The following is a 24510-nucleotide window of genomic DNA, read 5'->3' as shown; positions in this document are numbered from 1 at the left end:
TTTTGATAAAAATAATACTTTAATATATGTAACATTCCTAAAAATTTTACCTATAATAAATTATAAAGTAGTATATTAGGAGTTTATTAATGAATTTTAATGATGATGATTCAATTCTATATCAAGATGACTCTAGCTTAAGACCTCCTCCATCAGAAAACTATAGGCAAATGTTTCCTAATCCTTTCCCAACTTTTCCGGGAACTCAGCCTCAAGGAAGTAATTTAAATATTGGACCTCCACCTAATTTTACTCCATCTAAAGATGCTCCTGGAGTTAAAAGTTTAAATCAAGAACCAAAAGGAAAATCTAAGAATAAGGGAAGTGGTCCTCAAACTAAAGCTGTAAGTCCTGGTTCAATTAGTTTTTGCTTATTTAAATTCACTTATATATGGGAAAGAGGTGGTAGAAATTATTGGGCCTTCTTATTAAATGTAGACAGACGAAGTGTTTCTGGACTCCGTTGGTTTAGAGGTACCTGGGTTTACTTTGGTGTAGACCTAAATAGGATAGATTCATTTATATGCTATAGAACTGAAGCAAGTGCTGATAATAACTTAAGAAAAGAGTCATTAGAACCTACAAAAAAAGAATTTACAACAGATAGTATCAAAAATACTTATTCAAAAGTTTTATCTTCTGTTGAAATTCCTGAAGAACGAAATGACTTTTTAGTTAATTACTTAGGTGAAGTTGATGGAAATGACTTAACTGTAAAAATACCATGCAAGCAAAGAAGAACTATAAGCTATAGAATAGTATTAGAAGTTAAATATCCAGAAAATTTCAATAAAAACTTAATAGAAGAAATTAATAAAATTGCACTTGAATCTTCAAATGAAGCAATTAAATATTTAGATGAATTTAGAGATAGTAATAAGTTTTTAACACCTCTTGAAATATTTAATACATCAACTAAAAATATAAGTAAGACTGTAAAGGTATTTTCTGAAGAGTTTACTGCAAAAATAAAAAAACTTAAGCTTCATAGAGATATTTCGAGACAAATAGAATATAGTATAACTCAAGAAAAAATAGAAGAACCTTGGAGAGTAGTGTAGTGCTTGCTTTGCTCCAACTATGGATAATTTATAATGAATATAAAATGGAGCTACCTTTTTGGTAGCTCCATTTTTTCTATTTTATTAATTTGGGAGAAATTACAATTAAACTTTTCAATTCTAAACAGATTGTTTTTTTTCATTATATATGGTTATTACAAAGGTTAATGCTAATCCTCCCCATAAAACAACTGCTCCTAAAGCAAAAAATCCTAATGCTACACCTGTCATTTTAAAGCCCCCTTTATTTTACTTCTATAAACAAACTCTTATTTTTCCATTTTCTTTTACTTATAATTAGTGCTAAAACTATACCAAAGCCAATTATACTCCATCCATAAGCAAATAAAGCTGATAGTTCATAACCACCGTAAGGTGTCTTTATTTCTGTTAATATACTTTGAACTAGCATAAATATCAATATAGTTGGTGTCACGAACTTAACACAAATATTCCACCATTTACCTATATTAAAATACGATATTTCGTTAGTATGCTCTCTTATTAATTCCGGACTTGCAATCCAACCAATTAAGAATACTTCTAGCAATCCAACAACAACTATTCCGTAATTATTTATAAAGTTATCAATAATATCTAATAAATATAGTCCTGCTCCCGTAGTATAAAGACTTCCTATTAAAATACCAATTAAACAAATAATTCCAACCACTTTATTTCTCGCCCATCCAAACTTATCAATAAAAGGTGCTGATACAGCTTCAATTAAAGATACCGAGGAGGTTATTCCAGCAAATAATAGACAAAGGAAAAATAATGTTCCTAATATATTTCCTAGTGTTCCCATTTCATTGAATACAGCTGGAAAAGCTACAAAAGCAAGTCCAACTCCGCTTGAAACAACTTCATTCATTGGAACACCTTTAATATTTGCCATAAACCCTAAAATAGAAAATACAGCAATAGCTGATAAAAATTCAAATCCACAATTTGCAAAAGCAGTCATAAAAGCACTATTATTAATATCAGTTTTCTTAGGTAAGTAGCTTGAATATGTGATCATTATTCCCATTGCTAAACTTAATGAAAAGAAAACTTGTCCATAAGCTGCTATCCATACCTTAGGGTCCCTAACCTTTGCCCAATCTGGAGTAAATAGTGTATTTAACCCTATAGATGCACCATCTAAATTTACTGCCCTTATTGCAATAATTATCATAATGACTACGAGAGTTGGTAAAAGTACTTTATTTGCCTTTTCTATTCCCGCTTTAATTCCCTTATAGCAAATAAACCAATTTATAATCCATACTAGTATTGTTCCAATTAATATTGGTGTTATAAACCCTCCAAATTCAAAAGGCGATTCTGTAAGTTTTATAAAGTTTACATGAAAAAAAGTATTACTATCATTTCCCCATGATTTTGTTAAGCTAAATTTTAAATAATTTATTGTCCAACTTAAAATCATAGAATAATATGTTAATATTATAAATGCATTTATAGTTGGCCACCATCCAAGCCATTCCCATCTTTTTCTTACCTTTGAAATTGCTAATGGCGTTGATCCCTTATATTTATGTCCAAGACCATATTCTAATATTAATAAAGGAATTCCAGCTGTAAAAATTGCAAAGAAATATGGTATTAAAAACGCTCCCCCACCATTTGTGTATGCTATATAAGGAAATCTCCATATATTCCCTAACCCTACTGCCGATCCTATTGCTGCTATAATAAAACCTAATTTTGAACCCCATTGCTCTCTGTTTTCTTCCATTGTTTTCTCCCCCTATATAATCTAAAGTTTAAATATATATTATATTAAAATGTTAATAAAATCAATATATTTTTAATATAATGTTATATTATAAAAATATTTTTTAATAATAAATAACTTTTTCTTATGTTTTTTTATTATATAATCAATTTATATATTGATTTTTACATAAAAAATAAGCATCTATTAATTTTAGATGCTTATTTTTATGAATATTAATATTTATCTATTATTTGATTTTTCTCTCTATTTTAAATTCTCTATATAGTTTCCAAGTTGAATCTTCCCATTTAAAAATACTTATATTATCAAAATGACAAGTAAAATCAAAGGTATACTGATTAACATAATCCCAAAGCTTACCAAAAATTGGTGGAACTTTCTTAGATGTCAAAGTTACATGAAAAATTTTATTTTTTCCATCTTTTTTATTAAACTTAATATATTCAAAACTACTAAGTAAATCTATTAGCCTATCATGAACTTCTTTTGCCTCTTTAGACATATTAACATCCATATAAATAACTCTATCATCAAAATGATTATATTTATTCATTATAAAAGAATACTTCTCTTCTTCCTTACTAAATTTATATAAGGCAGACTCTAAATCTCGTATGCTTCCTTCATATTCAAAAGGAGATTTAATAGTAAAATGTGCTGGAAGCTTAGATGATTTAGCATTAAACTTTTTAAAAATATCTTTTCTCATTTCATTATTGAACCTTCCAGCTTCTCCCTTTATTACACATACTATTACATATCTCACTATTACTCCTCCTTAAAAGCTATTTTTTATTTATAGGTAAATTTTCTATTCTATATCCAATTTCCTTATTTGCCATTCTATATCCTTCATTTATCATTTCACCAATGCTCATTTCATTACCTAGTAATGCATCTATAGTAAGCTGTGATCTATCTGGAAAATACTTATCTAGAACTCTTTCATCTATATAATCTTGATTTTTAATACTTAAATCATCTAAAATATGCATAACATTAAATCCAGCCTCTTTTAATGCCCTACCAACTAAAATACTCCTGTGACATCTTATGGGATCTTGCATAGCTCCAAGTAATGCAATTCTATACCCCTTATTACAACCATCTTTAAGCCTTTCTATTCCTTTAATAAAATCCTCTTCTTGTACTACTTTTTCAAAATCAGAATATCCTTCCTCATTATAAGAAATTTTATTTATTCTCTTTGCTGCTAGCTCTTTTGCCATATAAATGTATATAAATCCAGCTTTTGTTAAGCTATATTTTATTCTTTCCTTATCAAAGTGAACATTATATTTAGAATACGGAGTTCCTCTAATATCTACAACTGTATCAATATTATAGTATCTTAACATTTGTATTAACTTTTCCATTGAATAATTTGAATGACCTATAGTATATATATCCATATTATTTTACTAACTAAAAAGATTTAGTAATTCCTCCTCTGTAATTGAATTTAATTTATCACCATTTAGTGAATTTCCATCTATTACTTTGCTTATTAACTCCTTCTTTTCTTCTTGTAATCTAACAATCTTTTCTTCTATAGTATCCTTTGAAATTAATTTTATAACCTCTACTACATTTTTTTGACCTATTCTATAAGCTCTATCTGTAGCTTGATTTTCTACTGCTGGATTCCACCAAGGATCAAAATGTACAACTACATTTGCAGCTGTTAAATTAAGTCCTACTCCTCCAGCCTTTAGTGATATTAAAAATACTTTTTTATTACCTTCATTAAATTCTTTAGCTAGCTTTAATCTTTCTTTTGCACTAACACTTCCATCTAAATATAAATATTCTATGTTATTATTATCTAACTTATTTCCTATTTTATTTAAAACAGATGTAAATTGTGAAAATACAATTATCTTTTTATTAACTTCTAAAACTTCATTTATTATTTCTTCTAAAGCTTTTATTTTAGAACTCTCTTCTTTAAAATCTTCTATTAAAAGTGATGGATCTAAACATAATTGACGTAGCTTAGTTAAATAAGAAAATATAAGAATTTTACTTCTTTTACTTTCCTTTAGTTTCTTTTTAACTTCTCTTAAATATCCATTATAAACTTGCTTTTGTTTGCTTGACATTGGAATTATATATTCTTTTTCTATTTTTTCTGGTAATTCATCCAAAACATCTTCTTTTAATCTTCTTAAAATAAAAGGAGAAATAAGCATCTTTAACTCTTTTAAATCTTCATCACTACCTTTAGTAAATTTCATTTTAAAACTTTCTTCTGAATATAAATACATAGGCATTATAAAATCAAATATTGACCAAAGTTCTAATAAATTATTTTCAATTGGAGTTCCTGTTAATGCTATTTTACAGTTAGCCTTTACTAATTTAACTGCTTCTGAAACCTTTGAAGCTTTATTCTTAATATTTTGTCCTTCATCAATTATACAAAAATCAAAATCTTTATCTTCATATAAAGAAATATCTCTTCTTAAAGTTCCATATGTAGTTAATAAAACATCATAAGTATTAAACTCATCTAAAGTATTTATTCTTTCTTTTAAACTTCCATGAATAATTCCAACTTTTAAACTAGGCGCAAATTTTTCAAATTCACTTTTCCAATTATAAATAACCGCTGTTGGAGTAATTATTAAACTTCTTTTTCCTTCCCTGGATAATAATAAAGCTATAGTTTGAATAGTCTTTCCAAGGCCCATATCATCTGCAAGAATTCCTCCAAAGCCTAAATCTTCAATTGTTCTTAGCCAGTTATAACCTACCTTTTGATATTCTCTAAGCTTAGCATTTAAATTATCTGGAACAATATACTCCTTTTCTTTATTTTTTAACTTTTCTAATAAAATATTTATTTTTTCTTCTCCATATATAAAGGGAAGTTTTTTATTGTTTATTTTATTTTCTAAGTGAAGTAAATCAAATTTATTTACTTCTATTTCTTTTTCATATGTATCCTTAAATAAATTTAGTTCTTCTAAAACTCTAAAAAATCCTACTAGCTTTTCATCCTTTAAATCTAAAAAACTACTTCTTCTAGTTTTATAAAAAGGACTTCCTCTCCTAATAGTATTTAAAACTTCTGGAATTTCCTCATACTCTAATCCTTCGATTTTATAATCAAAATAAAATTTTTCTTTAAATTCTCTTAAATTACTAACAATATCAATAGAGTTTATTAAATTAATATCTTTAAAATCCCTAGATAAAATAACTCTTCCTATTTTATTTAAAAATTCTAACCCTTCTTTTAATAAGGTATATTTATCTTCTTCATTACCTATAAAAATAAATTTTTCATTTTTTCTTATAAACTTATATCTTTCAAGGGTCATTTCTAACTTTTCAATAAATCTATTATCTTTAATTCCATGTAAAGAATTAATATAATCTATTTTCAAATCACAAATAATATTAACCCCTTCTTTTTTAATATAAAACTTAGGAGTATTAATTTTATTTATTTCTTCTTTAATTGTTTCATCTATAATAATATCTTTAGATATTTCACCTAATATAAATAATATCTTTTTTAAATTTTCATCTGTACATTTATATAATAAATTTTCTTTGTCTCTTAATTTTTCATAAACACCTTTATAGTATTTTAATTGATTCTCAGATGGTAAATATATTTTCTTTTCATAAATCCATACATCTTTATCATAATTTAAAGGTATTAAATTTTTCTTTTGAGGTTTTACTAATATAGCATCCCCTTTTTTCTTTATAGTAAAAATTAAAGGAATATCTTCATTATAAATTTGAGATGTATAATTCATATAATCATAATTTAAAACAACTTCTTTCTTACTATCTATTAAACTTAAAAGCTCTTTAAGTTCATTATCATAAATCTTAAAGCTTCTTCCATTAACTATTCTCTCTTTATCTTCTTTAAACTTTTTTCTTAATAACTCTACAACTAAATAATCTTTATATTTAAAATTATTATCGTCATAAAATAAAAACTTTCCTAAAGCCTCAACTGCTATTGTATTTTCTTTTCCTGCTCTTAGCTCAAGATAATATTCATTTTTGTTGTTAATCTTAACTTCTTTTAATTTAATATCAATATTTAAAGCTTCTTTTAAATTTTTTGTATTTTTAATTTCTTGTTTTTGAACTTTATTTGAAGCTTCATAATAAAACTTATACATAGTTGCAAGTATATGACTGCAAGTATAATTTTTCACTTCTTTACTATTTTCCTCAAATTGATCACAAGTACATTTAACGTCTTTAACTTCATTATTAAAATTAAATTTTATATGGATACTATATTCATTTTTATTATCTAAAACTCTTCCATATACATGATAAATATCATCAATTTTTTTACTTATAATCTTTTTAACAAAACCTTTTTTAAATAAATTTTTCCCGTTATTTATAGAAATGCTAGAACTTAGCTTTAATAATGAGTTCATCATATTTCTTAAATTCATTCTATCCCTCCTTATAAAAGAGTACTTATTATTATACTACTAATCTTTTATAATTTCTAAAGAATAAAACAACTTAATTATTAGATACTATCATTAGGAGGTTGGTTTAATGAAAAAAATTTTTTTATTTATTTCTGCACTACTAATTTGTGTTTCTTGTTTTTCTTTTAATACTAAAGCCCTTACAATTCCTAAATCTGATGTCTATAAAGAAGGAATATATAGAATTAACGCTTCTGGAAAATACTATGCAACTATATCTCTTTTTTCAAAGGATAAAATGGCATCAGTTGTTGTTATAGATTCTCAAAACCGCGTTAGAATGTATAAAATATTTTTTCCTGATGTGATTAATGATTCATTAAATATTGGATATATTGAATCTACAGACACTATTATTGTAATTGGTCCTGGTGAATTAGCAATTAATTATTATACACAAGAGTCTTAATATATCTATAACTGAATATTTAGCTTCTTAAGCATAAAAGGTTATCTTAATAGGTATCCTTTTAACATTTTTTATATAAAATTAAATATTTTTTATACTCATTTTATAACTAAATAAACTCTTTTATTTAGTTATATTTAACTTAATTTTACATCATTTTTATTTTTTTCTTGATTTGAATATAAATACTTTTTATAATTTAATTTGAAGGGGGGTATTATGGATTATAAAATTAATCAAATTAGAAGCGAACTTGAAAAATTATATGAATCAAAAGGACTTACAAGCGAGGTTTTAAAATTAAGTAGGAAACTTGATAAAGAAATAAATGAAGCCCAAAAGAAAATATTAAAAAATAAATCAATAGATAAATTTTATGGGGATCAATAAAATAAAAAAGTACCTAATTCTAGGTACTTTTTCTACACATTCTTTAATCAGCTTGAATATATTCTACTTATATTTTTATCTTTTAAAAACTTCTTAACCTTTTTACTACTATCAATTCCCTCTGGACTTAGGGGTCTTATTAATTCATCTTTCACTGAAAAATCCGGCTTAGCATGTCTTACAAAATAAACTCTATTCATTTTAACCTCCTCTAATCTATCTTAGTTCCTCCCCATTCAATTACCGAAAAACCTTTTCTGTCAAACTGTGTAAGTTTTTGCTCTTTAATTTCAATAGGCTTGTCTAATGGTTTATATACCATCATTACTCTTAGAATAGAGTCTGGCTTAGGATTTATATTAAGCTTTGCATATTCATCATACTCTTCACCAGCAAAATAAATAAGATTATAATCATTTTCTTCAAGAATAGGTAGCCAATAAACAATAAATTCATTGTACTCTCTTGGAGTTAATCCCATATACTCTAACTTTTCTTGTAAAAAATCTTTAGTGTCTTCTTTTTTTATAACAAATCCCTCTGATATATTATAATCTAAATTTGATATTCCTTCCCAAAATAAGTAAGAATATTCCCTGTTATCATCAAGATTTATTAAAGTCCCATCTGGTTTAGCTGTTATTGTCCAACCATCCTTATACTCAGGATAAGTAAAAGTAAGCTTTCCCTTATAATCAAGTTTCACATCTACAACTTCTTCTTTCGTTGGATATAAATAAATTACAGGCTTAGCATCCTTCGCTTCCGATTTGCATGATACTAAAAATAAAGAAAATAAAATTCCAATACATAGTAAAAAACTTTTTTTATTCAATTTTCAATCCCTCTTTCCCATTATTTTATATATAATAAAGATATAATAAATAGATAATTTTAATATATTAAAATATATTGCTATTATGAAGGAATATAACAAAATGAAAAATAAGAAATGGCTTATAGCCTTTATAATATTTCTAGGAATAATAAGTATTGGTTTATTTAGAGTTTATACTATTTCTACTAATGAAATTATGATGGGTAAACCTACTATGACTAGTTCTTTTACATTTATAGCATATCTTTTTATCGTATCTTAGTATCAATTATATATTTAATAATACTAATGATTAATTCTATAAGTGAAAATATATTAAATAGAGTTGTAAAAAATATATTTATTATAACATTATTAATTATATTTATACCAATATTAATTGGAGTTTTAATAATTTTTCATTAAGGCTAATCAAATTTATTTTCTTAATAAATAATTGGCTTTATCATAATCATCCTTATGAACATAGATATAATACGTTTTTGAGTGCTCCATTTTTTCTCCAAAGGTACCTGTTCTTGCTCTTCTAGATGCTCCCAAAAGGCTTGGACTAGCGTTGTCAACCACTCTATATTTGTAATTAATTCCATTTACAGAAAGTATATCACGTACTTCATTAAATCTTTTTAAAGCAGCTCCCACAAAAACCTCTTTTTGATTCAAAATCATTATCATAGATTTCTCTCCTTCTTAATCCTTAATTTACACTCTTATGAAAATATATTTTTCCTATATAATTAATAGTCCTTTTCATATTTTAAGTTTGAACTCCATTTAGTCTCCAACTTCTTTTTGCATTTTTAAATAATAATTTTTTTATTCTTTACAATAAATATACTAAATACTATAAGGGAAATAACTGTAATTAAGCTTCCATATATTAAATAAATGTTAATATCACTTCTTGTAATGTTATCAGTAATTGAATTTAAATCTCCCTGAAAATAATCTATACAAGTAAGTATCCATGCAATGATATTATTAATAACATGAATTGCTATTGGAACTATAATATTTTCATATTTTTTGTATAATATACAGCAAGCTAATCCAAATATTACTGCACCTAATACTCCTAAAATATCATGTCCAATTCCAAATATTAAAGATGATAAAATAGCAGAAATAACTATTCCTAGTTTTTTTGAAAACTTTACAAACAAAACTTTTCTAAATACTAATTCTTCTATGATTGGAGCTAATATTATTACTGAAATACTCCACATTACTAACTCTATTAAGCTTTTTGGATTTCCAACATCACTATTTATTATAGATAAAGCTTTATCTAAGTTTACAATTGCAATAAAGCCTAGACTTAAGTAAGAAAATCCTATAGATAAAAATACTTGAGTTAATACTACACTAATAATTTCTTTTATATTTAGTTTATTTTTAAAATCTTTAAATCTTTCCTTTATTAACAAAATATTTATTTTCCCACTTTTTATAATTAATAATAACATTCCTAATGAAACTAATACTTCTAATGTAAAGTCACTAATTTCTAAATTAAATATTTCTAAAAATATTCCTACTAATATCCCTACTAATATTGGTGATAAAAACCAAATAAAAATAATCTTTCCTACTTTTATATCTTTCATAGTCTATATCTAACCTCAAAACTTGTTTTCTTAATTATTAATATTTACAATTATAACATATTATGTAATACTATAATATTTGTTTTTTTGTAAAAAATAAGATAGATTTTTTTGCTATATTTCCTTTTAATAGGGAAAATCACATACAAATCTATCTTGCTAACTTTAATTTTGAGATTTTTAATCACTATATTTTATCTATGCAATTAATTCTTTTTGTTAACTTTATTTTGGCATTAATACTGTATCAATAACATGTATTGTGCCATTACTAGCTTTAATATCAACAATAATTATCTTAGAATCATTAATAAAAACATCACCATTTTTTATAGTTATTTTTGCTGTTTTTCCATTCAATAAAGGTAATTCTTTTCCATCTAATTTTGCTACATCTTTTGAAGTTAAATTACCTTTTGCTACATGGTAAAGCAAAATATCCTTAAGTGTATCTTTATTTTCTGGTTTTAGTAAACTTTCTATTGTCCCTGCAGGTAATTTTTTAAAGGCATCATCTGTAGGTGCAAAAACAGTAAATGGTCCTTTTCCTTTTAGTGTATCTACTAAATCCGCTGCCTTTAATGCCTCTACCAATGTAGTAAATCTACCATCACTTACAGCTATATCTACTATATTTTTTTCTTCTTTTATGTATTTAGTATTACTAGCAAATACTTTTGATGTAAATAATATTGAAGCTACTAATATCATAACTGTTGATATAAAAAATTTAATTGTCTTTTTCATATTTTCTCTCCTTTTGTACTATTTTATTAGTTTTTCTTTTGTATTTTTTCTTAGCTAAAGCACTAATATTTTATGTATCTTAGAATTTTATATTCAGAAATTTTTATGTACATTTTTGGTAATAATCTATAAGAATATATATTATAAAAATACCTATACTATATTTGTGATTGTATATCACTATTAAAATATTTTGGAGGTAATATCATGCAACAAAATGCTAAGGATCAATTACAAAATGCTTGCTCACAATTACAAAATGCTCAAACAGCTTTAAATCAAGCTATGAGTTCTGTAGAAAAAGCTAATAATAAACAAGAAATTCAAAATACTTTAAATGCTGTACAAAATGCAGTATCAGTTGCTAATAATGCAATGACTAATTATACAGATTAATAATTATTAAACAAAAGAGGGCTGTTATTTTAACACCCCTCTTGTTTATAAACTTTTAATTACATCTTCTTTGAATTTTTTTATTCCTATTCTATCTATAAAGAAACCAAGCTTTTCACCTGCTTCTGCATTTTCTTTATAGTATTCAAAAATAATATCAACTAAATTTTCTGCATCTTTCTCTTCTAAATCAATTGCTATAATATCTGCCATTCTTGGATTATAACCTGCAGAACCTCCTACAGTTACCATAAATCCAGTTTTATCTGCTATTACTCCAACATCTTTACTATAAACACTACCACAAGCATTTCTACAACCAGCAACACCTATTTTAGTTCTACATGGCATTTCTGCCCAATGATATTTTTTTGAAAGTCTCATTCCTATTCCAATTGTATTATGCTTTGATCTTTTACAAAAACCCGCAGGACAAATTTCTACGTTCTTAACAGAATTTTGTGTTTTAACAGCTGGTACCATTCCAAGTTCTTCCCAAATAGCAACTAAATCACTTTCCTCTAAATTTGTAATCAATATTCTTTGACCTGATGTAATTTTTATAACCCCATTATATTTTTTAGCTACTTTAGCTATCTTTTCAAGGTTTTCAGGAGTTATAAACCCTCCTGGTATATGAGGAGTTATTCCAAATTTTCTTTTTCCATCTACAACCTTTTGCAAATTACCATAATTGCTCATGTGTTCCTCCTAAATTTAAAATATCATAATTATTCCTCAAAATTATTCTCATAGAAGTCAAAAAATTGACTTATTTTTCTACCTTGATTTTTAATTTCTTCATCTGCTTTTGTTAACTGCCATCCATAGGTTTTATATAGCTTCCAATTTAACTTATTTACTGGTAATAAATTAAATTCTTCTTTTATTGCTTCAAAGCCCTCAGAGTAGTCCTTACGAGCTTGTATTAATGCCTTATTTCTATCTTTGAAAATTATCCTATCTCCTTCAGTTACACCCATAGCATAAGCTTCATTATTTCCAAAGTAAATACTTCCATCATAGTCTTTTAATACTTTGCTCGAATAATTTCTACATACAAAAAATATTAATATTATACTTATTACAAAACAACCTAAAATAAAATATTTTTTCATTTAAATTACTCCTTAATAAAATGAAAATTCTTAATATAGTTCTTTTGTTCTTTTCTATTAATATATCCATGCTTTTCATAGAATCTATGGGCATTAACTCTATCTACTCCAGATACTAATCTTATGACATAATAATTATTTTCTTTTGCCTACTTTTCTAAATTATTTATCAAGATATTTCCTATACCAATTTTACGAAATTCTTCTTTTACTACAAATCCTAAAATATTAATTAATGAATACATAATAAAAAATTATTTTCATAAAATCTCTTTGAATTATTTAGTCCAATCTTTAATTATAGATACACTTTTATTTGTAGCATCAAGCCTAACCTTACATCCAATAGGCAAAGTTAACATAGGATGGGTATGACAACAATCAAAGTCTGCTAAAAATGGAATAGTGCTATTGCCTATAACTTCTAATAACATCTCATAAGGCTTTCTACCAGTACCATTATCATTAAATAACTCATGCTTTCCTAATATAATTCCTGAAACTTTATCAAAAATTCCACTTAATTTTAATAATGAAAAACTTCTTTCAATAGTTGCACAATCCTTTAATGAATCTTCTATAAATAATATATCTCCAGCTTTAATTTCAGGCATATATTCAGTTCCCCAAATCCCCATCATTGTATTTAAGTTTCCTCCAATTAACCTACCTTCAGAAACTCCTTCAGTAACAGTAACCCAATTATTATTAAAAGGCTTTTTAGATCTATCTTGTTCTTCCCAATTTATATATTCTTCAGTCCAAAATTTAGGCATTTCTAACTTACATGGATATTCTATTTTATCAATTAGTATCTTCTTAAAATTATTATAAGTTTCAGTTACAAAAGGTTCTAACTCTCCAAAAGATGATACTAAGGCAGGACCATAGTAAGTAGAAACTCCTGTTTTAGCATAAATACCAAGTAATATAGCTGTAACATCTGAATATCCTATTATTGGTTTAGGATTCTTTTTAAATTCTTCATAATCTATATATGGAAGAAGTGAATTAGAATTCATTCCTCCAATAGTTGACATAATACACTTAACCTCTGAATTTCTTATAAGATTATTTAATTCCTCAGCTCTTTCCTTTATGCTTCCTGATCTATAAAAATCACTTTTCCCAGTTAGACTACCTTTAATAATAATAAAACCTTTTTCCTCTAAATACTCTATAGCTCTTTCAGTTCTATTAGGACAAGTTTTAGTTATTGGTGATGAAGGGGAAAAAATACCTATTCCCTCACCTGCATTTATTTTAAATTTATTTTTCATAACCTCACCCCAAATTAATATAAGTATTACATATTATTTCTTGTTAAATAATAATTCTAAATCCCTTAATCCTTGTAGTACTTCTTCTCTTGAAAAATTATTTTCCATTAAATCTTCATCATTTTTTTCTAATAAATCCTCATAAAAATCAACTGCTATTTTATAATTTGCTTCTGATTTGTTTTTCTCAATTTCCTCAAAAAGAAAATTTTCTGCTTTATTATATTCTTTTTTATCTATAAGACTTTTTAAAATTATACGAAGAATCTCAGATGATCCTGAATCTTCTAAATTCATTACTAACATATTATCATCCTCTTTCTTAATTAGAACTTTATTTAATTTATATAGTTAATTATTTACTTTTTCTTTTATATCATTATTATCTCTTACCTAATTCTAATTATTAAACCTATAATACGTCCTTATAGATTTAACAACTTTTCAACTCTCCATTTTACTTCTTTAGGTAATTCTTCTTTTAATCCTCTTTCTAATAAAGTACTATTTTTAATTCCATCTATCATAAAGTAATCTTCTATAAGACTTACTTTATACTCTCTACCTGGTATTAATTGATAGATGATATACCAATCCTCTAAAGAGGAAAAAGGAATATTGACTCCATTTATATTAACAACTTTAGTAATTGACTCTTTATCAAAAGTGTAATTAAACTCTCCTTCATTATGCTTAATTATAAGACCTGCCATTACATCCACATCTATATTATTAACTTCATACTCATAAAAAAACTTTGTTGCATAAATTTTAGATTTTTCATAAATCTTCTTTTTTCCAATTTCTTTTAATATATCATTAACTTTATTAATATCTTTTAAATCTACTAGAATATCAATATCATTAGGACTATCAATAATTCCAAATTGATTTAATAATATTGACCCTCCTACTGCCCATCTTATATTTTCATTATTTAAAAATTCCCCTATATAACTTAAAATATTAAGCAATTAAACCACCCTCTTTTATTTTTATATTTAAAGAAACTCAGCTAATGCTGAGTTCCCTTATGTTTTTCTTATTTTGCGTAAGGCTATATTTAATTTTCAATTTGCATAAGCCTAAGGATTTCTTCCCCATACCTTTCATATTTTTTCTCTCCCATACCTCTTATGTTCAGAAGATCCTCCTTAGTCTTTGGAACTTTATTAGCTAATTCCATAAGGGTTGAGTCTGAAAAAATAATATATGGCTTAATTCCTTGTGAGTTCGCCTTATCTTTTCTCCATAATCTTAGTTTATTAAATAGTTCTTTATTAATTATCTTTTCTTCTGTATCTTCACTAAGCTTACATATAACTTTTTCTTGTGATTTTAAAACCTTAATTGACCTAGGATTTAGCTTTAACATAGAATATGTTCCATCCTTCAAACTCACATATCCTAAATCTATTAATGTTTTTATTAAATCTTTTATAAATTTGCTACTATAATCCTTCATTATTCCAAAGGTTGTTAGCTCATTTAACCTATTTTGTATTATTTTAGGACCTGTAAAACCTCTTAATACATCTATTAATACTGATGTTCCAAATCTCTCTCTACTTCTATATACACATGATAAAATCATTTGGGCTTCTGTTGTATAATCTCTAAGTTCATCATTATTTAAACAATTGCTACAGTTATTACAATAATCCCTTACATTTTTATCACCAAAATATTGTAGTATAAAACTTCTGTAGCATTTATCATATTCACAAAAATCAATCATACTTTGAAGTTTTTTTATTTCAATTTCTTTTCTTGTGTTTCCAGCTGTTGTATAAATTAAATATTCTAAGGTCCTTATATCATCTCTATTAAATAAAAGGTGACATTCTGTTTTTTCTCCATCTCTTCCGCCTCTACCTATTTCTTGATAATAGCTTTCAACATTTTTACAAAGACTAAAATGTAGTATATATCTTACATTTGATTTATCTATTCCCATTCCAAAGGCATTAGTTGCAATCATTACATTTAGATTATCTTTTAAAAATTCATCTTGATAATAATTTTTTTCTTCATCTTTAAGTCCACCGTGATATTTAGCTGAAAATATTCCTCTTTCCTTTAAATAATAATATAAAGCATCTACTTCTTTTCTAGTAGCACAATAAACAATTCCACTTTCTTCTTCATGCTCTCTTAAATAATCTTTAACAAATTCTAGTTTATCTTCTTCTTTATGAATAGATATAGCTAAATTTTCTCTATCAAAACTTCCTAAGTATGTATACGGATTTATTAAGCCTAATAAATATAAAATATCTTTTCTAACTTCTTTAGTTGCTGTTGCTGTAAATGCTGTAACAACAGGCCTAATTCTTAAGCTATTTATAAATGGTAATATATATCTATAGCTTTTTCTAAAATCATGTCCCCACATAGAAACGCAATGAGCTTCATCTACTGCAACTTGACTTACATTAAGTCTTCTTAGCATTTTATTAAAATATTCACTTTCTAACCTTTCAGGGGCTATGTATAAAAGCTTTATTTTACCTTCATAACATAAATTAATTATGTCTTTAATTTCATCTAAACTTTGAGTGCTATTTATATATGCCGCACTTATTCCAATATGATTTATTGAATCTACTTGATCCTTCATTAAAGATATTAAAGGAGAGATTACAATTGTTATTCCATTAAATATTACAGCAGGAATCTGGTAACAGACAGATTTTCCTCCCCCTGTTGGCATTATACAAAGAGTATCTTCTTTTCTTAAAATATTACTTATAATTTCATATTGCCCTTCCTTAAAGGAGTTATATCCATAATATTTTTGTAAAATTTCTATTGCTTTATTTAAAATGCTAATCACTCCTTTCTTCTTAAAATTTTACCATATTTTTTACATACTAAACTACTAATGATATAATTATAATAAATATTTCATTTTAATTTCTATCTTTTTTATTATTAACTTATTTAATAATTTCTGACATTCAATATACAATAAGAAAATAATTTAGGCAGTAAATATTAAATATATTTACTGCCTAAATAACAAGACTCTTAAGTTAACCTTTACAAAATTATTTATTTAAATTACTAATTAAGTTTTCAGTTTCTTTCTTACTTAAATTAAGCTTTTCAGTTACTCTTAATAAATTCCTATATAACTCTTCTTCCTTTACAACTCCTCTTAGATATCCACTTATATTATTACTAATTTCTAAAACTATTTGAAGAGCTTCAATCCTATCTTCCTCTTTTAGCTCATTATTCTCTATAGATCTATATAATATATATCCGCAAACAGAGCATAACTCAACATAATCAATAATGTTATTATCCTCTATTGTACTTAACATATATTCAATTTCCACAGATGAATATTTTTTATAAATATCATTATTTATATTAAAGTGAACTGAAGCATTAATAAACTCATCCTTTAGATCCACTGTTACTTTTTTGCTTAAGTAATTTAAAACTAGTCTGTATATCATAGAATCCATTTATATGTCCCCCTACTTTATTCCTATACTTATAATTTATCACAATATTTACATTTTTAAAATCACATTTTCTTATAATTTCGAAAATTTAAATAAAAGATTCATATTCCCTTTACTTCTACATATATTAGTTGTATAATGATTATTATAGAAAACAATTTAATATCGCGGGATGGAGCAGTCGGTAGCTCGTCGGGCTCATAACCCGAAGGTCGTAGGTTCAAGTCCTGCTCCCGCAACCAAAGTAAAAGATAATGTTAAAACTATTTAAGTTATACATTATCTTTTTTATTTTTGATTTTAATATAAAATAACTGGAGGAATTTAAATGAAAACTCTAATAGTTTATTCAAGCAAATATGGATGTACTAAAAAATGTTCAGAACTATTAAAAAAAGAACTTAAGGATGAAGTTAATGTAGTTAATTTAAATAATACTAAAGATATAGATCTTAATAAGTACCATAAAGTAATTATTGGTGGTTCAATTTATATAGGACAAATTCGAAAAGAAGTAAAAGAATTTTGTTCAAAAAATCTTGAAATTTTAAAAGGAAAGAAAATTGCTTTATTTATTTGTTGTATGCAAGAAGGGGAAGCAATAGACACTACATTTATTCAAAATTTCCCCAAAGAATTAATTGATACTGCTATAATCAAAGAATCCTTTGGTGGAGAGTTCAACTTCTTTAAAATGAATTTCTTTGAAAGGTTTATAGTAAAAAAAATTGCAAAAGTATCTTCTGACAAATCAAATATATTAACAGAAAATATTAGTAAGTTTGCTAGAACTATAAATTACAATTAAATATATATTATAAAAAACAGTATAAAATTTTTTAAAAATTTTATACTGTTTTTTATAATAAGAGTGCTTTAATAAGTATACTAGCTGAAAAAAATATATTTATTATTCCTATAATTTTAATTAATATATTATATATATCTGACATTTGATTCTTATCTATATTAGATATAGATAATATATGTGTAATAATAAAAACCTCTTCTGTAAATTTTATTAGAACTAATCCAATTATACTAAATAATGCTACTTCAAACACTAATTTATATGTAAGGGTTTTATTAATACAATTCAATAAAATCAATAATAGTAGCAACAGAATGGCAACTATGCAAAGAATTGTCCTTGTATATTTTTTTATTCTATTGCTCCTCTTAATATTTTTTTGACTTTTTAAAACTTCTTCATCATAATCTATAAAAAATTTATTAGATAAATTACATTTAGAGCAGATCAAATTATCGTTATTATTTACTTCCCCACACTTAGAACAAATCTTCACTTTATTTTCTCCAATCTTAATATATTTTTATATAAGTCTTATAAGTCAAAAATATCCGGCTAAGGTTATATTAACATTTTTTTAAAATTATTCCAAATAATATTTTGTATAGTTTTAAATAGTAAGATATTATATTATCTATTAGTAAAAATATAATATCTTACTATTATTTATCTCTTGAATAGATAGTAAACGTCTTGTAATTCCTTTAATTTCTTCGAATCTATATTTTTAATTTCATCTAATAAGCATTCCATTAATTTTATATTTTTACTATAAATTAAATTCTTTTGTTCAACCATTTTTTCACTTACTGCCATAGCAATAATAGCAACTAAGACGCCTCTAAAACTTTCTTCCGTATTACTTGCAGCTGCAACCCCAACAGAAATCAACCCACTTAATATACCTTCAATTCCTAATAAATCATTTTCTTCCTGTATATATCTTTTTATATAAACTTCACTAAAGCCATCTGTTAAATAATACTCATTACTTTTTACTATCAATATAGTTCTATATAGTTTTGAAAAGCTTCTTAAGCTCTTTCTAAATTCTATATCCTCTTTAATTTTATAGTTAGAAGAAATGCTTTTACTAAGTTTATCTTTTTTTAAAATTAGTACTTTAAATTCTTCAAGTTTACCTATTACTATATTTATATTGTATCTGTTAATAAATCTTAAAGCTATTTCCTTACTTAAAAAAGATATATTAACTCCTAATATATCCATTACTACTGGTATAGCTTTTCTTCTAGCAATTCTTATAGATTTTTCTATTGCTTCAATTTTTTCTTCGCTTAAATCATTAAGAGTTACCATTAGGGAATTGGCTTTAGATGTGATTTCTGCATATTCCTCTATAGAACTAGAAATTATAGGATTTCCATTATAATTAATCACACTTTTTTCTAAATTCCTAAAAAAAACTGAGTTAGAAATACAGTGTATAAGAGGTTCCTTTTTTTTCTGCAAGTTTAAGCTTTCGTCTAATGCTCTTATACCAATTTGCATTTTGTTTCCTCTCTTACATCCTAAAATAATTATGCTAATACAAATAGTATCTATACATATTATTCGACATTATTTTTATATGTGCACTTATTTTGCTCAATAGTTTTTTTATAAATATTGGTATATAATAATATTTAAATAATTCAACTTAAGGAGGATATTATGAATTGGATTGAAGAAATTAAAGAATATATACCATATAATGAGCAAGAAGCCGCTGATAAAGAAGCTATTATTTATGCAATTACAAATTTTAACAACTTACTTACTAGAGAAAATCCATTAGCTCATGTATCTAGTTCAGGCTATATTGTAAATAAAGATAGGACCAAAGTTCTTATGATTTATCATAATATATATAAGTCTTGGTCATGGACTGGTGGACATGCAGATGGAGATGAAGACTTACTTTATGTAGCAATTAAAGAAGCAAAGGAAGAAACAGGAATAAAGCATATTAAGCCAATATCAGATAAAATATTTTCACTAGATGTTCTTCCTGTACCAGCTCATATTAAAAGAGAAAAAAATATAGCTTCTCATCTTCATTTATCTGTAGCCTATCTTTTAGAGGCAGATGAAAATGATGAGCTTACTATTAAAGAAGATGAAAATAGCGGAGTAAAATGGATACCAATTAATGAAATTGCTAATTACTCTACTGAAGAAGATATGATAAAGCTTTACGAAAAGTTTAATCATAAAATTATAAATCTTTATTAAAAATTTATAATGTAAAATAAAAATATAAAATAAACAAAAAACTCCATAAGGAGTTTTTTTTAATCATTTTTAATTACTAATTTAAATCTATAGCTTTATAGTGTTTCCACTTTTATTCATAAGATCAATAATTTGATACATATTTCCTATTTCTCCAATTTTAAGTTCTTCCTTTAAATTATAGAAATCTAAACATGCACCACAGCTTATTATATTAACACCTTTTTCTTTCATTAAAGTTAAGCTATCTAATACATCTGAACCTGTACAAGTTAATTTAACTCCTCCATTTATAAACATTAAGTTCTCTGGAAGAATTTCAGCTTCAGCTAAGGTATTAATATATACCTTCATTAAAGTTTCACCTAATCTATCATCACCATTTCCAAGAAGATTTGATGAAACTAGTATAGTTGGTGCTAAAGTCCTATATTCTACTATTTCATCACTATTAGTAGCTTGTACATTACTAAATTCACCTTTTGATAATTGTATTTTATATAATCCATCTTCTTCAATAAAGCTACTATTTAAATTAATTCCTTTTGCCAGTCTTAATACATTATCTTTTGCTACTTCATTATCTACTATTACTAATGCTTCTTTTGCATCTTCTAAATCAAAATATTTTTTTGTTTTTATAACAGGCATAGGACAAGCCAAGCCTTTACAATCTATAACATTCACGCTAACACCTCTATACTAAATTATTTTTTCCATTTATCATTTCTATGGAAGACTTAATAATATCTAAAGAAAAATCTAAAGCCGGTATTATTAATTTTGTCGTTTCTGGTAAATTAACTATTAAAGTTTTATTTCTAATACCTGCAACACCTCTTGATAACATTATCTTCTTACTCAATTGTAAACAAAAACATCTAATTCCCTCTGCTATACCACTTGTTTCTTTATGTACAACATTTTTTGTGGCTTCCGGAGTAACATCCTCCTCATAACAATAAATCCCACCTACTGTAAATACTAAATCTAAATTTAAAATATCACTCATATACTTAAGTTCTTCTTCAATAACTTTTTGATTGTTCTCTATAGTTTTAGTACTAACTACTTTATACCCCTCATTCTCCAAATATTTCCTTACCACTTTTACTCTATGAGATTCCTCATTAGATAAAAGTTCTTCATTATTTTTAGCTATACTCAATATTCCAGCTTTTACCATTATCCCCACACCCTTTGACATCCTTTTTGTAATTAAGTAATCCACTATTTTTAATAAGTATTACTAATGAAATTTCTTCCCACATCCTCTTCTCCCCTTACAATCCTTTTATATTTTTCATCATTAATAAAGCTTCTAAAACTCCACCTCCTATATTTCTTGCCTTATCAGATATAGTGGTGTAATTTTCTACTTCTTTAAGTCTTGGATCTACATCTCCAATTTTTAATCCCTTTGTAACTTCTGTACCATCTTTTATTATTCCTCTAAGAAGGCCGCTAATTGGAGATAAAACTTTGATATCACCAATATAAGCTAAAATTTGATTTTTCTCCACAATATCTCCAATTTTACTTATATTTTTGATTTTTCCATTGGCTTCACTATAAATTACTCTTTCTTTAGAAAAACCACCAATTTCCCCAGGAACACCTGTATTTGGCATAGCATAACCTGAAAAAATTAATCTTCCTAAGTTATGCCCTCTCATGGTTTCTATTACAACATCTACATCTACACCTGCTTGAAAACCTGGACCTAAAGCTATAGTTATTGGAGCCATTTCTTTATTTGTTCCTAAATTTCTTTTTGCTAATATTGCATCTACCACTGCCAGAGGTTTTAATTTGTTAATAATATTTCCTTTTGGATCTACTATTATTGGTATAAATTTATTTTTATGGGCTTCCTTTATTTCATCTATATTGCTTGCTTTTATAGCTTTTATCCCCTCAACTTCAGTTTCTCCATTATATATAGCGTCACTAAAAGCAACATTTCTTCTTATTGCCGTAGGCTTTTCAACTTCTAAAACAATTATTTTAAATCCACTTCTATAAAGCTTTTGTATTGTTCCAGAGGCTATATCTCCACCACCTCTTACCACAATGTACTCTTGATCCATTTATCCCACCCCATTATTCCAAATTTATATATTCAAAAAAATTATATTTTAAGCTACCATAAATTATTTTATTTAAAATTTTTACTTCTTTATTTTTATTAGTTATCTTATCTAAAATTAAGGTTATTATATCTTCATCAACCTTATCTACTTTATTTAAAAATAGTATATTTTCTCCTGCTGAGCCCTTAAACAATCCTTTTTTATTAAATATTATTTCAATTAATATATCTAAATTAACTTTTTCACCTATTTTACTATTAGTTAAAGTTAAAAATTCTTCTACTCTATGAATATTTTTATTATTGATTTCTTTATTGATAGTAGCTAAACTCAATACCCCTACATACTTATCTGTTTTGCTACAAATAACAGGTTCAATTGTATTCCAAGCCTTTAAATCCTTTTTTTTAGATCCATCAGCTTCAATTAATATATAATCAAAGGTACCTTTTAAATCATCTATTAAATTAGCTTCTACTCCAATTAACTTATTTTCATCATTAATCCCTTCTCCATAGACATAAATTCCATGTTCTTTATTATTTTTAATAAAGTCATAATTTTCTTTTCCTATGGCTAGGTAATCTACTTCCTCTTTCTCTGGATTGTAAATTTTAGTTGTGGTTGTAACTAAAATCTTTCCTTTATTCTTTAATTCACTAGCTAAATAAAACATAAGAGTTGTCTTGCCACCAGCACCTACTATTGAAATTATATCTTCCCTTTTAATATCTAAAATTTCATATAGTTTCATATGTCTCCTAAATTATATTTATAGGCTTATTATCTTCTGTAGCTTTAACTACTCTACCTATAATTTCTGCTTTAATTTCACTTTTATTATTAATATTTTCTAATAAAGTTTTAGCTTTTTCTTCCCTTACAGAAATTAATAAACCACCTGAAGTTTGTGGATCAAAAAACGTCAATCTAGTTACATCATCAATATACTCACTGAAGCTTACCCATTTTTCAAAATGTTTTTCATTTGTATAAGCCCCACTTGGTAAGCAATATTCTTTTACTAAATCTTTTACCTTATCCATAATAGGTACTTTTTTACTATCAATTTCTAAAGCTACTCCACTTCCTACTGCCATTTCATAAGAGTGTCCAACAAAACCAAAGCCTGTTATATCTGTACAAGAGTTTACACCTATCTTTTGCATTTCTTCTGATGCAGTTTTATTCAAAGTAGCCATAACCTTAGCAGCTTCAGTAAATTCTTCATCATTTATAAATTCTATTTTTAAAGCTGTTGTTAAAACCCCTGAACCTAATGGTTTTGTTAATATAAGAACATCTCCTACCTTTGCTCCTGAATTGGATATAACCTTCGATATATCTACTATTCCTGTAACAGAAACCCCATATTTAACTTCTTCATCTGTAATAGTATGCCCACCTACTATAGTTGCTCCTGCTTCTCTTATTTTATCTGCTCCACCTTTTAAGATTTCTGCTAATATATCTGATCCTATACTTGCTGAAAAACATGATAAATTTAAGGCAGTTAAAGGTTTTCCCCCCATAGCATAAACATCACTTAAAGCATTAGCTGCTGCAATTTGACCAAAAGTGTATGGATCATTTGCAACTGGTGTAAAGAAATCAACAGTTTGTACTAATGCTAAATCATCTGTTATTTTATAAATCCCAGCATCATCTGACTTATCAAAGCCTACTATTAAATTAGGATCTCTATCTTCTTCTTTTACTTCTATATGCTTTAACACCTTTGCTAATTCATCTGGTGTAAACTTACCTGCACAACCACATCTTTTTGATAATTGCATAAGTTTCTTCTTTTCTATATTCATATTA

General features: G+C 25.8%; 31 protein-coding genes and 1 tRNA gene. 8 read left to right on the top strand and 24 right to left on the bottom strand.

The window, feature by feature from the left end; translation table 11 throughout:
* The first annotated feature begins 89 nt into the window (after positions 1 to 89).
* On the top strand, positions 90 to 1061 hold the full coding sequence (locus tag BN6774_RS05555; protein ID WP_066891041.1) for a hypothetical protein: 972 nt from the start codon (positions 90 to 92) through the stop codon (positions 1059 to 1061).
* 120 nt (positions 1062 to 1181) lie between these two features.
* Here BN6774_RS05555 and BN6774_RS18270 read toward each other — a convergent pair whose 3' ends face one another.
* The 5 genes from BN6774_RS18270 to BN6774_RS05535 form a co-directional block, all read right to left on the bottom strand.
* Positions 1182 to 1292, bottom strand: a complete 111-nt coding sequence (locus BN6774_RS18270; protein WP_106404259.1) for a MetS family NSS transporter small subunit — start codon at positions 1290 to 1292, stop codon at positions 1182 to 1184.
* Between the two features lie 13 nt (positions 1293 to 1305).
* Positions 1306 to 2802 (bottom strand): sodium-dependent transporter, encoded by a 1497-nt coding sequence (locus BN6774_RS05550; protein WP_066891038.1) that lies wholly within the window; start codon positions 2800 to 2802, stop codon positions 1306 to 1308.
* A gap of 229 nt (positions 2803 to 3031) precedes the next feature.
* Positions 3032 to 3571 carry a 2'-5' RNA ligase family protein gene (locus tag BN6774_RS05545; protein WP_066891035.1) on the bottom strand — a complete coding sequence of 180 codons (540 nt, stop codon included), beginning with the start codon at positions 3569 to 3571 and terminating at the stop codon, positions 3032 to 3034.
* 19 nt (positions 3572 to 3590) lie between these two features.
* On the bottom strand, positions 3591 to 4217 hold the full coding sequence (locus BN6774_RS05540) for a DUF488 domain-containing protein (protein WP_066891032.1): 627 nt from the start codon (positions 4215 to 4217) through the stop codon (positions 3591 to 3593).
* A 9-nt stretch (positions 4218 to 4226) separates the two neighbouring features.
* Complete coding sequence (locus tag BN6774_RS05535; protein ID WP_066891029.1) at positions 4227 to 7244, bottom strand: DEAD/DEAH box helicase; 3018 nt, start codon at positions 7242 to 7244, stop codon at positions 4227 to 4229.
* A 109-nt stretch (positions 7245 to 7353) separates the two neighbouring features.
* Between BN6774_RS05535 and BN6774_RS05530 the strand changes: the two genes are divergently transcribed.
* Together BN6774_RS05530 and BN6774_RS18080 are read left to right on the top strand one after the other, a co-directional pair.
* Positions 7354 to 7695: a hypothetical protein gene (locus BN6774_RS05530; RefSeq protein WP_066891026.1), complete on the top strand. Its 342-nt coding sequence runs from the start codon at positions 7354 to 7356 to the stop codon at positions 7693 to 7695.
* Between the two features lie 219 nt (positions 7696 to 7914).
* The gene (locus tag BN6774_RS18080) at positions 7915 to 8085 is read left to right on the top strand and encodes an aspartyl-phosphate phosphatase Spo0E family protein (protein WP_084766900.1); all 171 of its coding nucleotides are present in this window, start codon (positions 7915 to 7917) and stop codon (positions 8083 to 8085) included.
* Positions 8086 to 8132: 47 nt separating this feature from the next.
* On the opposite strand, the gene BN6774_RS18380 is transcribed toward BN6774_RS18080, so the two are convergent.
* Together BN6774_RS18380 and BN6774_RS18820 are read right to left on the bottom strand one after the other, a co-directional pair.
* The gene (locus BN6774_RS18380; protein WP_122982998.1) at positions 8133 to 8285 is read right to left on the bottom strand and encodes a histidine phosphatase family protein; all 153 of its coding nucleotides are present in this window, start codon (positions 8283 to 8285) and stop codon (positions 8133 to 8135) included.
* An 11-nt stretch (positions 8286 to 8296) separates the two neighbouring features.
* Positions 8297 to 8920 carry a hypothetical protein gene (locus tag BN6774_RS18820; RefSeq protein WP_084766898.1) on the bottom strand — a complete coding sequence of 208 codons (624 nt, stop codon included), beginning with the start codon at positions 8918 to 8920 and terminating at the stop codon, positions 8297 to 8299.
* A gap of 85 nt (positions 8921 to 9005) precedes the next feature.
* Between BN6774_RS18820 and BN6774_RS18480 the strand changes: the two genes are divergently transcribed.
* Positions 9006 to 9185 (top strand): hypothetical protein, encoded by a 180-nt coding sequence (locus BN6774_RS18480; RefSeq protein WP_207644564.1) that lies wholly within the window; start codon positions 9006 to 9008, stop codon positions 9183 to 9185.
* Positions 9186 to 9340: 155 nt separating this feature from the next.
* Here BN6774_RS18480 and BN6774_RS05520 read toward each other — a convergent pair whose 3' ends face one another.
* The 3 genes from BN6774_RS05520 to BN6774_RS05510 form a co-directional block, all read right to left on the bottom strand.
* Complete coding sequence (locus BN6774_RS05520) at positions 9341 to 9598, bottom strand: hypothetical protein (protein WP_066891025.1); 258 nt, start codon at positions 9596 to 9598, stop codon at positions 9341 to 9343.
* Between the two features lie 125 nt (positions 9599 to 9723).
* Positions 9724 to 10530 carry a CPBP family intramembrane glutamic endopeptidase gene (locus tag BN6774_RS05515; protein ID WP_066891022.1) on the bottom strand — a complete coding sequence of 269 codons (807 nt, stop codon included), beginning with the start codon at positions 10528 to 10530 and terminating at the stop codon, positions 9724 to 9726.
* Positions 10531 to 10755: 225 nt separating this feature from the next.
* The gene (locus BN6774_RS05510) at positions 10756 to 11277 is read right to left on the bottom strand and encodes a fasciclin domain-containing protein (protein ID WP_066891019.1); all 522 of its coding nucleotides are present in this window, start codon (positions 11275 to 11277) and stop codon (positions 10756 to 10758) included.
* A 207-nt stretch (positions 11278 to 11484) separates the two neighbouring features.
* Between BN6774_RS05510 and BN6774_RS05505 the strand changes: the two genes are divergently transcribed.
* Positions 11485 to 11673, top strand: coding sequence for an EscE/YscE/SsaE family type III secretion system needle protein co-chaperone (locus BN6774_RS05505; protein WP_066891016.1), 189 nt, complete (start codon positions 11485 to 11487; stop codon positions 11671 to 11673).
* 45 nt (positions 11674 to 11718) lie between these two features.
* Here BN6774_RS05505 and BN6774_RS05500 read toward each other — a convergent pair whose 3' ends face one another.
* From BN6774_RS05500 to BN6774_RS05470, 7 genes are all read right to left on the bottom strand, one after another.
* Positions 11719 to 12375 carry a nitrite/sulfite reductase domain-containing protein gene (locus tag BN6774_RS05500; protein ID WP_066891012.1) on the bottom strand — a complete coding sequence of 219 codons (657 nt, stop codon included), beginning with the start codon at positions 12373 to 12375 and terminating at the stop codon, positions 11719 to 11721.
* Between the two features lie 29 nt (positions 12376 to 12404).
* Positions 12405 to 12791 (bottom strand): hypothetical protein, encoded by a 387-nt coding sequence (locus BN6774_RS05495; RefSeq protein WP_066891009.1) that lies wholly within the window; start codon positions 12789 to 12791, stop codon positions 12405 to 12407.
* Between the two features lie 278 nt (positions 12792 to 13069).
* Positions 13070 to 14071, bottom strand: a complete 1002-nt coding sequence (locus BN6774_RS05490; RefSeq protein WP_066891005.1) for a S66 family peptidase — start codon at positions 14069 to 14071, stop codon at positions 13070 to 13072.
* 33 nt (positions 14072 to 14104) lie between these two features.
* Entirely contained in the window at positions 14105 to 14398 is a 294-nt protein-coding gene (locus BN6774_RS05485) for a DUF6483 family protein (RefSeq protein WP_268873155.1), read from the bottom strand.
* Between the two features lie 98 nt (positions 14399 to 14496).
* The gene (locus tag BN6774_RS05480) at positions 14497 to 15045 is read right to left on the bottom strand and encodes a nucleotidyltransferase domain-containing protein (protein ID WP_066891003.1); all 549 of its coding nucleotides are present in this window, start codon (positions 15043 to 15045) and stop codon (positions 14497 to 14499) included.
* A gap of 89 nt (positions 15046 to 15134) precedes the next feature.
* Complete coding sequence (gene recQ, locus BN6774_RS05475) at positions 15135 to 16904, bottom strand: DNA helicase RecQ (RefSeq protein WP_066896448.1); 1770 nt, start codon at positions 16902 to 16904, stop codon at positions 15135 to 15137.
* Between the two features lie 217 nt (positions 16905 to 17121).
* A complete protein-coding gene (locus tag BN6774_RS05470) occupies positions 17122 to 17547 on the bottom strand; it encodes a hypothetical protein (RefSeq protein ID WP_066890999.1) in 426 nt (141 codons plus the stop codon).
* A gap of 166 nt (positions 17548 to 17713) precedes the next feature.
* On the opposite strand from BN6774_RS05470, the gene BN6774_RS05465 reads away from it, so the two are divergent.
* Both BN6774_RS05465 and BN6774_RS05460 read left to right on the top strand, forming a co-directional pair.
* Positions 17714 to 17789 (top strand) — tRNA-Met (locus BN6774_RS05465).
* A gap of 86 nt (positions 17790 to 17875) precedes the next feature.
* The gene (locus tag BN6774_RS05460; RefSeq protein WP_066890996.1) at positions 17876 to 18355 is read left to right on the top strand and encodes a flavodoxin domain-containing protein; all 480 of its coding nucleotides are present in this window, start codon (positions 17876 to 17878) and stop codon (positions 18353 to 18355) included.
* 52 nt (positions 18356 to 18407) lie between these two features.
* On the opposite strand, the gene BN6774_RS05455 is transcribed toward BN6774_RS05460, so the two are convergent.
* Both BN6774_RS05455 and BN6774_RS05450 read right to left on the bottom strand, forming a co-directional pair.
* Positions 18408 to 18854, bottom strand: coding sequence for a hypothetical protein (locus tag BN6774_RS05455; protein WP_066890993.1), 447 nt, complete (start codon positions 18852 to 18854; stop codon positions 18408 to 18410).
* Positions 18855 to 19024: 170 nt separating this feature from the next.
* Positions 19025 to 19870 (bottom strand): hydroxyethylthiazole kinase, encoded by an 846-nt coding sequence (locus BN6774_RS05450; protein WP_066890990.1) that lies wholly within the window; start codon positions 19868 to 19870, stop codon positions 19025 to 19027.
* A gap of 162 nt (positions 19871 to 20032) precedes the next feature.
* Between BN6774_RS05450 and BN6774_RS05445 the strand changes: the two genes are divergently transcribed.
* Entirely contained in the window at positions 20033 to 20593 is a 561-nt protein-coding gene (locus BN6774_RS05445) for an NUDIX hydrolase (protein ID WP_066890987.1), read from the top strand.
* An 87-nt stretch (positions 20594 to 20680) separates the two neighbouring features.
* On the opposite strand, the gene yedF is transcribed toward BN6774_RS05445, so the two are convergent.
* The 5 genes from yedF to selD all read right to left on the bottom strand — a co-directional run bounded on the left by yedF (position 20681) and on the right by selD (position 24500).
* The gene (gene yedF, locus BN6774_RS05440) at positions 20681 to 21280 is read right to left on the bottom strand and encodes a sulfurtransferase-like selenium metabolism protein YedF (RefSeq protein WP_066890983.1); all 600 of its coding nucleotides are present in this window, start codon (positions 21278 to 21280) and stop codon (positions 20681 to 20683) included.
* A 10-nt stretch (positions 21281 to 21290) separates the two neighbouring features.
* A complete protein-coding gene (locus tag BN6774_RS05435) occupies positions 21291 to 21779 on the bottom strand; it encodes a MogA/MoaB family molybdenum cofactor biosynthesis protein (protein ID WP_066890980.1) in 489 nt (162 codons plus the stop codon).
* A gap of 97 nt (positions 21780 to 21876) precedes the next feature.
* A complete protein-coding gene (yqeB, locus tag BN6774_RS05430; RefSeq protein ID WP_066890977.1) occupies positions 21877 to 22683 on the bottom strand; it encodes a selenium-dependent molybdenum cofactor biosynthesis protein YqeB in 807 nt (268 codons plus the stop codon).
* Positions 22684 to 22696: 13 nt separating this feature from the next.
* Positions 22697 to 23440: a selenium cofactor biosynthesis protein YqeC gene (gene yqeC / locus BN6774_RS05425; RefSeq protein ID WP_066890974.1), complete on the bottom strand. Its 744-nt coding sequence runs from the start codon at positions 23438 to 23440 to the stop codon at positions 22697 to 22699.
* A 7-nt stretch (positions 23441 to 23447) separates the two neighbouring features.
* Positions 23448 to 24500 carry a selenide, water dikinase SelD gene (selD, locus tag BN6774_RS05420; protein WP_374111499.1) on the bottom strand — a complete coding sequence of 351 codons (1053 nt, stop codon included), beginning with the start codon at positions 24498 to 24500 and terminating at the stop codon, positions 23448 to 23450.
* Positions 24501 to 24510 lie beyond the last annotated feature (10 nt).

It is taken from the genome of Clostridium nigeriense, from assembly GCF_900086595.1.
GTDB classification, from domain to species: Bacteria; Bacillota; Clostridia; order Clostridiales; family Clostridiaceae; genus Clostridium; species Clostridium nigeriense.
Note: the sequence above shows the minus strand (reverse complement) of the source record. Positions and strands in the feature narration are given on the sequence as shown.